We start from the raw sequence: 9,528 nt of genomic DNA, 5'->3' as shown, positions 1-9,528 counted from the left end.
GTCGCGGCCAACCGCTAGGCCCCTCACCCCGGCCCTCTCCCCGCACGTGGGGTGAGGGGGGCTGGGCTGCGCGCGGGGGAGTTCCGGCATGACCACCTCCGCCGGCGTCGAAGCCGCCGCCCCGTCGCGCGCGACGCGTCCGTTCGCGCCGTTCGAGTGGATGGTCGCGTTCCGCTACCTGCGCGCCCGCAACGCGCAAAAGTCGATTTCGGTCATCGCCGGCTTCTCATTCCTCGGCATCGTGCTCGGGGTCGCGGCGCTGATCGTCGTCATGTCGGTGATGAACGGCTTCCGCCATGATCTCATGGAAAAGATGATCGGCCTCAACGGCCATATGTTCCTGCAGGGCATCGAGACGCCGCTCACCGACTACGACGCGGTCGCCGAGCGGGTAAGCAAGGTTCCCGGCGTGACGCTGGCGCTGCCGCTGGTCGAGGGCCAAGCCTTCGCCACGACGCAATACGGCTCGTCCGGCGCTCTGGTGCGCGGGATCAAGCAGCAGGACCTCGAGCGCCTGCCGGGCGTCGCCGGCCATATCACACAAGGGGCGCTCGACGGTTTCGACACGGGCGCGGGGCTCGCTGTCGGCGCCAAGCTCGCCGAGCATCTGGGCCTGCGCGTCGGCGACAAGGTGACGATCATTGCGCCTCACGGCGCCGAGACGCCGTTCGGCGTCACGCCGCGGATGAAGTCCTACCCGGTTTCGGCGATCTTCCAGATCGGCATGTCGACGTTCGACAACACCTTCATCTTCATGCCGCTCGCCGAGGCGCAGACGTTCTTCAATCTGGACGGCCAGGCCAACGTCATCGAGGTCTACGTCGCCAACCCCGACGACATGGACGCGATGCGCCGGGCGATCGAGCCCGCCCAGCAGCGGCCGATGATCGACACCGACTGGCGCCAGCTCAACCGCAGCTTCTTCGACGTGCTGGCGGTCGAGAGCAACGTGATGTTCGCCATTCTGACGCTGATCATGCTGGTGGCGGCGCTCAACATCATCTCGGGGCTCATCATGCTGGTGCAGGACAAGGCCCGCGCCATCGCGGTGCTCCGCACCATGGGCGCGACGCGCGGCGCCGTCATGCGCATCTTTCTCATCACGGGGGCGACCATCGGCGTGGTTGGCACCGGCGTCGGGCTGATCCTCGGCCTCGTCGTGGCCTATAACGTCGAGCCGATCCGACGCTTTCTCTCGTGGCTCACCGGACAAAACCTGTTCCCGTCGGAATTCTACTTCTTGTCGCAGCTTCCCTCGCGCGTCGAGCCGACGGACGTGCTGGCCGTGGGGCTGCTGTCGCTCTTCCTGTCGATCGCGGCGACGATCTATCCCTCGTGGCGGGCGGCGAAGCTCGATCCGGTGGAGGCGCTGCGCTATGAATGAAGCGGGCCGCTTCGCTGCGCTGACGCTGGAAGCCGTCGAGCGCCGCTACGGCAGCGGCGAGACCACGGTCGAGGTGCTGACCGGCGCCTCGCTCGCCCTGTACCCGGGGCAGTCGGTCGCGCTGATCGCGCCGTCGGGCGCGGGCAAGTCGACGCTGCTGCATCTCGCCGGCCTTCTCGAACACCCAAGCGCCGGCGAGATCACGGTCGCAGGCAGCCCGACCTCGACCATGACCGACGACCAGCGCACCGGCTTGAGGCGCAGCCAGATCGGCTTCGTCTACCAGTTCCATCATCTCTTGCCGGAATTTTCGGCGCTGGAGAATCTCGTCATGCCGCAGATGATCGCCGGGCTGTCGCGCGCCGAGGCGACGACGCGGGGACGGGAGCTTCTCGCCTATCTCGGCCTCGCCAAGCGCGAGAGCCACCGCCCGGCCGAGCTTTCCGGCGGCGAGCAGCAGCGCGTCGCCATCGCTCGCGCCGTCTCGAATAGTCCGCGAATCCTGCTGGCCGACGAACCGACCGGCAACCTCGATCCGAAGACGGCGAGCCACGTGTTCGACACGCTGGCCTCGCTCGTGAAGGCCACAGGCCTTGCCGCCCTCATCGCGACCCACAACATGGACCTCGCCGCCCGCATGGACCGGCGGGTGACGATCCGCGACGGGCAGGTGGCGGAGGTGGGGTAGTGGAGCGCCGTCAGGGTCCCGCGTGCGCGCGCGCGAGCCTCACCGGCCACGCCAGGGCGTCAGGCAGGGCGCGGCCGATACTGCCTGCGAACGCCGAGACGGTTTCGCTGTTCCAGGCCGACTCGACCACCGGCGAAAAGGACGACGCCGACGCCCACGAGATAGACGATGATGATCAGCGCGAGCACAAGTCGCATAGGGCAGTCCCAGTCCAATCCGCAGCAACGCCGGCGCCTGCGCAATTGTTCCGTCAGGAGGCCGAGGCGGCGGCGCGCCCTTGCGCCGCCTCGATCAGTCGCCGCCGGGGAGGGACACGCCGGGCGCGACGCCCGGCGCCCCGTCTGGCACGGCTGTTTCAGCGTGGCGGATAAACATGATCTTGCTGGGGCTCATGACTTTCCGCGTTCCTCAAACCCGCCAACTGAGTCGTCCCAGAGCCTTGTCGGGCGATCTGTCCGCGGCGCGACCCGCCTGGCGATTGACTTGCGAATCGCTGACATGTTAGCGATTTCGAGGCCGCGGACGCCCTCGCCTCGCGGCCGCTGAACTCAACAAAAAACCGACTTGACCGCAAGCACGGCCGCGCGAGGGGATCACTTTGGGAGGATAACCGATGAGCCGCATTCTATCGACGCTTGCGCTCGCCGCCGCGAGCGCGGTTTGCGCAGCAGCCGCCCACGCCGACACCAGCGACAAGAAAATCGCCTTCTCCAACAACTATGCCGGCAATTCGTGGCGTCAGGCGATGCTCAAGAGCTATGACATCGTCACGCAGCAGGCGGTGAAGGACCACGTCGTGGCGGCCGCCGACGTCTTCACGACCGCGGACAAGGAGGTGCCGACCCAAGCCGCGCAGATCCAGAACCTGATCCTTCAGGGCTACAACGCCATCGTCATCAATGCGAGCTCGCCGGATGCGCTCAACGGCGCGATCAAGCAGGCCTGCGAGGCCGGGATCGTCGTCGTCTCGTTCGACGGCATCGTCACCGAGCCCTGCGCCTGGCGGGTCGTCGTCGATTTCAAGGACATGGGCAAGCAGGAAGTCGAGCACATGGCCCAGTTCCAGCCGAAGGGCGGGAACCTCTTGGAGATCCGCGGCCTCGCCGGCACTTCGATCGACGAAGCCATCCACGCCGGCCTTGTCGAGGGAGTGAAGGCCCATCCGGAGTTCAAGATCGTGTCGTCCGTGACAGGAGACTGGGACCAGACGACGGCGCAGAAGGCGGTCGCCACGGTTCTCCCCTCGCTTCCGGCCATTGTTGGCGTCGTCGATCAGGGCGGCGATGGGTACGGCGCGGCGCAGGCTTTCGCGGCGGCCGGCAAGCCCCGCCCCACGATCATCATGGGCAACCGCCAGGACGAGCTGCAGTGGTGGAAGGATCAGAAGGCGAAGGACGGCTATACGACGTGGTCGGCTTCGATCGCGCCAGGCGTCTCGACGCTCGCCTTCTGGGTGGCCCAACAGGTGCTCGACGGCAACAAGAGCATTCCGCATGACTTGGTGGTGCCGTACCTCGCCTTCACCCAGGACGATTTCGAAGCCGCGCTGCCGAAAATCCCGAACGGCGGCGTGGCGAGCCACGAATACACGCAGGCCGACGCGATCGCGGCGATCAAGGCGAACATGAAGTGACGTGAAGGATGAGATGGCCGTTCGCGCGCCCTTAACCGAAAGGCCTCCCGCGGGCGGCGGCGCTCTGGTGGACTTTCAGGGGCTGGCGAAGTCTTACGGCGCCGTCCGGGCTCTCGACGGCGTCGATTTTTCCGTCGCCGCCGGCGAGTGCGTCGGCGTCGTCGGGCACAACGGCGCGGGCAAGTCGACCCTGATGCATGTCCTGAACGGCGGAGTGACGCCCGATCGTGGACATCTCGTCGTCGCCGGGGAAGAGCAGCAAGCGTATTCGGCTGCGCGCGCCAAGGCGCTTGGCCTGCGCTGCGTCTTTCAGGAACTTTCCCTCTGTCCCAACCTCACGGTCGCCGAAAACGCGCGGGTGTTGCAACCGTCGATCCGGGGCTTTGGCTGGAGGCGCAAGGCGGGCCGTCTTATCGTCGATAAGCTCGACGAAATCTTCCCCGGACACGGCGTGAGCGACAGCGATCTGGTCCAGGACCTGTCCATCGGACGGAGGCAGATGGTCGAGATCGCCCGCGCCTTCACAGTGACGGAGCTTCCCGCGCGCGTCGTCATCCTGGACGAGCCGACCTCCTCGCTGGACGCCCACACGGCCGGACAGCTGCTCCGCTATGTCCGGCGCTCGGTCGCCACGGGGATCGGCTGCGCGCTCATCTCGCATATTCTCGGCGAGGTGCTGGAGGCCTGTGACCGGATCATCGTGATGCGCGACGGCAAAGTCGTGGCGGCGGACGCCGCGCGGCGCCTCAGTCGGGCGAAGCTCGTTGCCGCGATGGGGGGCGTCGCGGGCGACGACAGCCGCGCCGAGGCCCATGCGGCGGCGCGCGAACGCGCCGAAGCGCCCGTCCGCGTGTCGGTCCGCCCTCCGGGCCAGAAGGATGAGACCCGGCTCGTCGCACACGAGGGCGAGATTGTCGGCCTCGCCGGACTTGCGGGCCATGGCCAGACCGACTGTCTGCTGGCGACCTTTGACGCCGCCATGCGCCCGCGGGCGGGCGCGACCGTTCATGGGCCAGTGGCGATGGTCGCCGGCGACAGGGTGTCCGACGGCGTCTTTCCACAATGGTCGATCTCCAGGAACATCGGCGTACGGTCGCTGAAGGCGCTCCGCTCCGGGCCGCTCATCTCGCCGCGGCTCGAGGACGCGCTCGCCGATTCGTGGCGGCAGCGGATCAAGATCCGGACGCCGGACGTCAGCCATCCGATCCTTTCGCTCTCGGGCGGGAACCAGCAGAAGGCCCTGTTCGCCCGCGCGCTTGCGTCCGACGCGCACGTCGTGCTGATGGACGACCCGATGCGCGGCGTTGATTTCGGCACCAAGCTCGAAGTCTACGATCTCATCCGCGCCGAGGCCCGGGCCGGGCGCACATTCCTCTGGTACACCACGGAGACGGAGGAACTGAAGAACTGCGACCGCGCCTATATCTTCAGGAACGGCGCCATCGTCGCGGAACTGGAGCGTCACGAACTCACCGAGGAGCGCGTCATCCATTCCTCCTTCGGGGGATCGTCGCCATGAGCGCTTCGGCTCGGATGGAGTCGCCGCCCGCGACGACGGACCTTCGGCGCGCGCTGCGAACGGCGTTGCCCGCGGTGTCTCTCGCGCTCGTCGTCGCCGCGATCGCCTGGCTCAACCCGCGCGCCATCAGCTACTTCGGCTTTACGCTGATGCTGAATCTGGCGATCCCGATCGCGCTCGCGACCATGGCGCAGATGTTCGTCATTGCCGGCAACGACCTCGACCTCTCGATCGGCACGTTCGTCGGCTTCGTCTGCTGCGTCTCGGCGACATGGTTGCGTGACGAGCCGTGGCTCGGCGCGATTGCGCTTCTCGGTTGCGTTGCGCTCTATGCGGCGCTCGGGGCGCTCATCTACCTGCGCAATCTGCCCTCGATCGTCGTCACGCTCGGCATGAGCTTCGTGTGGCAGGGGTTGGCGATCTTGCTCCTGCCGAAGCCAGGCGGGAAGGCCCCTGCGTGGCTGCAGGCGATCATGGGCGTCAAGCCGCCGTTCGTCCCTTTTCCGATCGTCGCGGCGGCGCTGGTCGCCGCGGTGGGCTACGTCGTCCTCATGCGCTCCTCGTATGGGGCGATTCTTCGAGGCTCGGGCGGCAACGCCGTCGCGATCGAGCGCGCCGGATGGTCGCTGCTGAAGGCCAAGGCCGCCCTGTTCGCGCTCGCCGGGACGTTCGGCGTGTTGTCCGGCATGGCGCTCGTCGGAATCACGACCTCGGCCGACGCCAATATCGGCAACGGTTACACCCTGCTCTCGATTGCGGGCGTCATTCTCGGCGGAGGTGAATTCGTCGGCGGCAAGGCCTCGCCGGTCGGCGCGGTGATCGGCGCGTTGACCATGGCGATGGCCGCCTCACCGCTTCTGACCTTCATGCGCATCCCGCCGGACTGGCAGGTGGCGGCCAACGGCGCGATCCTGATCATCGTGCTCGCCGCGCGCGTGCTCATCAGCCGCAACGGCGAGCGCCGATGAGCGCCGCTCTCAGAACCGCGCTGGCGCGGCCTTGGATCTGGTCCTTTATAGGCGCAGGCGTTGTCTGGCTCGCGGCGGTCGCGTTCACCGGAGGCTATGGCGCCGGCGGTATGCTGACCGCGGCGCTGTCGCTTGCGGTCTTTACCGTCATCGTCGGGATCGGACAGATGTTCGTCATCACGCTCGGACCAGGGAATGTCGACCTGTCGCTTCCGGCGAACATCGGACTTGCGAGCGCGGTCGCGATGAAGACGATGGCGGGCGACGATTCCCTCGTCGCGCTCGGCCTCGCGGCCGCGCTGGCGTGCGGACTTGCAGTCGGCGTCGCGAACTATGTCCTGATCTGGGCGCTTCGCATTCCCCCGATCATCGCAACCTTGTCCGCAAGCTTCATCATCCAGTCCGTCGACATCTCCTACGGCCGGGGGCTTCAGATCAAGCCGCCGCCCGGGTTCGCCGACTTCACCAACGTCCAGCTGCTCGGCGTTCCCTTGCTCGCAATTCTGACGGCGCTGTTCGCCTGGGTTGCGCATGTCGCGCTCCATCGCACGATCTGGGGACGTTCGGTCATGGCGATCGGCCAGAACATCCGCGCCGCGCGCCTTGCCGGGATCAAGGTCGAGCCCGTGCGGTTTGCGACCTATGCGTTCTGCGGGGCGCTCGGCGGGCTCGATGGCGCGCTGCTCGCCGGCTATTTCCGCGGCGCGAACGTCGACATTGGCAACGAATACCTGCTCGCCTCGATCGCTGTCGTGGTGATCGGGGGAACCTCGGTCTCGGGCGGAAACGCCAACGTGCCGGGCGTGTGGGGCGGGGCGCTGTTCCTCGTGCTGCTGCTTACGATGCTGAACACGTTCGGCGTCAGCGCCGGCGTCCGGCTGCTGCTCACCGGCCTCATCATCGTGGCGGTGATCACGGCAGCCGGCGGGGAGAAGCGGACGCGGTGAGGCTCGGTCAGTCCAGGATCGGCGGCGCCGGCGCGCTGCTTCCGATTACAGCACGAACGGGATCAGCGCCGGCACGCGTTCGGCGTATTGCGCATAAGTCTCGCCGAACTGGCGGCGCATGACCGCCTCCTCGAGCCTCAGCTTGCGCCAAAAAGAGGCTGCGGCGACTGCGACGGCGACCACGCCGCGCCACTCGCCGACCGCCAAGGCTGTCCCGACGAACATCAGGATGAGGCCGGTATAGATCGGGTGCCGGACCCATCGATAGGGACCGCCGACAATGAGCTCATGATCGTGCTTGACCTGGACGAAGTCGCTCCAATTGCCTGCAAGCTCAAACCGCGCCCAGACGCTGAACAGGAGACCTGCGAACGTCAGCGCGGCGCCGAGCGCCACAGGCCAAATCGCGAGCGGGACAAAGCGGCCGTTGAGCAAAACTATGGGAACCTGCGGCGCCGCCAGGAGGTAGCCGGCGAAGAGGAGTGGGGCGAGATGCGAAAGCCGGGACGGCACGCTCTCGGACTGCGCCGTCGCCTTGACTCGAAAGGCCATCACCCTCCAGAGGGCGAGCCACCCGACCCACATGAAGACAAAGAGCGACAGAAACAGCCAACGAGTGAACATGGGTCAGCCTCAAGAGGCTGGGGCCGTTACCCCTCGATCGACTCCACCGCCTGAACGTCCGGAAGGAAGTGTTTGAGCAGGTTCTGGATTCCGTGCCTCAAGGTCGCCGTCGAGGAGGGGCAGCCGGAGCAGGCGCCTTTCATCTTCAGATAGACGATCCCGTCGCGGAAGCCCTTGAAAATGATGTCGCCGCCGTCGCCGGCGACCGCAGGCCGGACGCGGGTCTCGATCAACTCCTTGATCGCTTCGACCGTCTCGGCGTCCTTCGGGTCGAAGAACTCGCCGGTCGTCACGACGTCCGCTCCGCCCGTCTCGATCAGCGGCGCCCCGGAGAGGAAGAATTCCGTCACTACGCCGAGCACCGCCGGGCGGAGATGCTGCCACTCGCCCTCGGTCTTGGTGACCGAAATGAAGTCGCCCGCGAAGAACACGCCGCTGACGCCCGGTAGCTCCATCAGCGCCTTGGCGAGGGGCGAGCGTTCGGCCTCGGCGAGATCGCGCGCCTCGAACGTGCCATCCTCCATCACCGTCCGGCCGGGCAGGAATTTCAGCGTGGCGGGGTTGGGGGTCGCTTCGGTCTGGATGAACATGAGATGCCGCTCCTTGCGGCATAGATAGGCCCGAAGGATTGCCGGGGCAAGGATCGGCTCTCCTTTACGGTTGCGGTGAAGGCTCGATACCGGGCCGCGGCGTCAAACATTCGCAGTGCGATTGCGCCAGCTTCGTGGCGGGGCGATGGCGATGAAGTCCAGGCAGGGGGCGTTTCGGGGGAATGCAGAGATGACGGAGCCCGACATTTACCTGCTCGGACGCGGCAAAGCGGAAGAGCTTCGCCTCAAACGGCAAATCGCCGACCTCGCTCCCCTCTCGGACGAACAACTCGCCAAGGTTGGAATCAAAGCGGGGGAGAGACTGGTCGACCTCGGATGCGGCCCGGGCGGCGTTCTTCACTTGCTGGGAAAGCGGGTCGGCCCGACCGGGTCGATTCTTGGCCTCGACCGCAGCCCTCATTTCGTTGACTTGGCGCGCCAATTCGCCGTCGATCTCGGCCTGACGCAAGTCGAGGTTCGCGAGGGGGACGCCTACGACACCGGCCTGCCGCGCGCATCCTTCGACGGCGCGCATATGCGCCTTGTCCTCGTCAACGTGCCGAAACCCGAGTTGATCGTCCGCGAGATGGTGTCGCTGGTGCGGCCGGGCGGTTGGGTGGCGAGCTTCGAAGCGGACCTGGAAGCGGGGGTGCTTGATCCGCCCTCGGCCGAATATGATCGCTTACGGAGCGCCTACGTCGAAAACGCGCGCTCGCAGGGGATCGATCTTTTCATCGGCAGGCGCACCCATCGCCTTTTCCGGGAGGCAGGTCTCAAGGACATCGCAGTGGACGTCGCCGTCCAGGCGCATCCGCCCGGCCATAGCCGCCGCCCGATCTTCCGCGATTTTATTGTGAACGTCCGGGATAAGTTGATTTCCGGCGGGTTCATCTCGTCGGAGGATCTCGATCGCGATCTTGGCGCGTACGAGCGCCAGCTTGCCGACCCCAATGTTATCACCACTTCCGCCCTCTACTTCCGCTTGCGAGGGCGAGTTCCGGCGTAGACGGTTCGGCAGGACATCCGCGAGTTGCACGCCCGGTTAGAAGGATTGAACGAAGCCGCTATCGCGGCGGAGGCGGAAGCGAGCGGGGGATCGGCGGGATGGAGTGAAGGTCCTCCTGCCTGAGAGGATGGGGTGTTCAAAGCCCACTCTCAGACAGGAGTTTCAGATG

10 protein-coding genes are annotated in these 9,528 nt (G+C 66.6%); 7 read left to right on the top strand and 3 right to left on the bottom strand.

Features of this window, described 5'->3' with window-relative positions:
• The first annotated feature begins 88 nt into the window (after positions 1-88).
• Complete coding sequence (locus tag ACLP25_RS14540; protein WP_442469897.1) at positions 89-1,384, top strand: lipoprotein-releasing ABC transporter permease subunit; 1,296 nt, start codon at positions 89-91, stop codon at positions 1,382-1,384.
• Complete coding sequence (locus tag ACLP25_RS14535) at positions 1,377-2,072, top strand: ABC transporter ATP-binding protein (RefSeq protein ID WP_442469896.1); 696 nt, start codon at positions 1,377-1,379, stop codon at positions 2,070-2,072. The genes ACLP25_RS14540 and ACLP25_RS14535 overlap by 8 nt, the downstream gene beginning before the upstream one ends.
• Positions 2,073-2,131: 59 nt before the next feature.
• Here the strand turns inward: ACLP25_RS14535 and ACLP25_RS14530 are convergent, their stop codons facing one another.
• The gene (locus tag ACLP25_RS14530) at positions 2,132-2,269 is read right to left on the bottom strand and encodes a hypothetical protein (protein ID WP_442469895.1); all 138 of its coding nucleotides are present in this window, start codon (positions 2,267-2,269) and stop codon (positions 2,132-2,134) included.
• Between the two features lie 416 nt (positions 2,270-2,685).
• Between ACLP25_RS14530 and ACLP25_RS14525 the strand changes: the two genes are divergently transcribed.
• The 4 genes from ACLP25_RS14525 to ACLP25_RS14510 are packed head-to-tail and all read left to right on the top strand — an operon-like array spanning position 2,686 to position 7,139.
• Positions 2,686-3,705 (top strand): substrate-binding domain-containing protein, encoded by a 1,020-nt coding sequence (locus ACLP25_RS14525; RefSeq protein WP_442469894.1) that lies wholly within the window; start codon positions 2,686-2,688, stop codon positions 3,703-3,705.
• 13 nt (positions 3,706-3,718) lie between these two features.
• The gene (locus ACLP25_RS14520; protein ID WP_442469893.1) at positions 3,719-5,224 is read left to right on the top strand and encodes a sugar ABC transporter ATP-binding protein; all 1,506 of its coding nucleotides are present in this window, start codon (positions 3,719-3,721) and stop codon (positions 5,222-5,224) included.
• Positions 5,221-6,192, top strand: coding sequence for an ABC transporter permease (locus ACLP25_RS14515; RefSeq protein WP_442469892.1), 972 nt, complete (start codon positions 5,221-5,223; stop codon positions 6,190-6,192). Before ACLP25_RS14520 ends, ACLP25_RS14515 begins: the two co-directional genes overlap by 4 nt.
• Entirely contained in the window at positions 6,189-7,139 is a 951-nt protein-coding gene (locus ACLP25_RS14510; protein ID WP_442469891.1) for an ABC transporter permease, read from the top strand. Before ACLP25_RS14515 ends, ACLP25_RS14510 begins: the two co-directional genes overlap by 4 nt.
• A gap of 45 nt (positions 7,140-7,184) precedes the next feature.
• Here the strand turns inward: ACLP25_RS14510 and ACLP25_RS14505 are convergent, their stop codons facing one another.
• Positions 7,185-7,763: a methyltransferase family protein gene (locus ACLP25_RS14505; protein ID WP_442469890.1), complete on the bottom strand. Its 579-nt coding sequence runs from the start codon at positions 7,761-7,763 to the stop codon at positions 7,185-7,187.
• 26 nt (positions 7,764-7,789) lie between these two features.
• On the bottom strand, positions 7,790-8,353 hold the full coding sequence (locus tag ACLP25_RS14500; protein ID WP_442469889.1) for a NifU family protein: 564 nt from the start codon (positions 8,351-8,353) through the stop codon (positions 7,790-7,792).
• 190 nt (positions 8,354-8,543) lie between these two features.
• Between ACLP25_RS14500 and ACLP25_RS14495 the strand changes: the two genes are divergently transcribed.
• The gene (locus ACLP25_RS14495; protein WP_442469888.1) at positions 8,544-9,359 is read left to right on the top strand and encodes a methyltransferase domain-containing protein; all 816 of its coding nucleotides are present in this window, start codon (positions 8,544-8,546) and stop codon (positions 9,357-9,359) included.
• The last annotated feature ends 169 nt before the right edge of the window (positions 9,360-9,528 follow it).

The organism is Roseiarcus sp. (assembly GCF_052145395.1).
Taxonomy (GTDB): domain Bacteria; phylum Pseudomonadota; class Alphaproteobacteria; order Rhizobiales; family Beijerinckiaceae; genus Roseiarcus.
The sequence above is the reverse complement of the archived record's forward strand: the minus strand, read 5'-3'. Positions and strand labels throughout refer to the sequence as shown.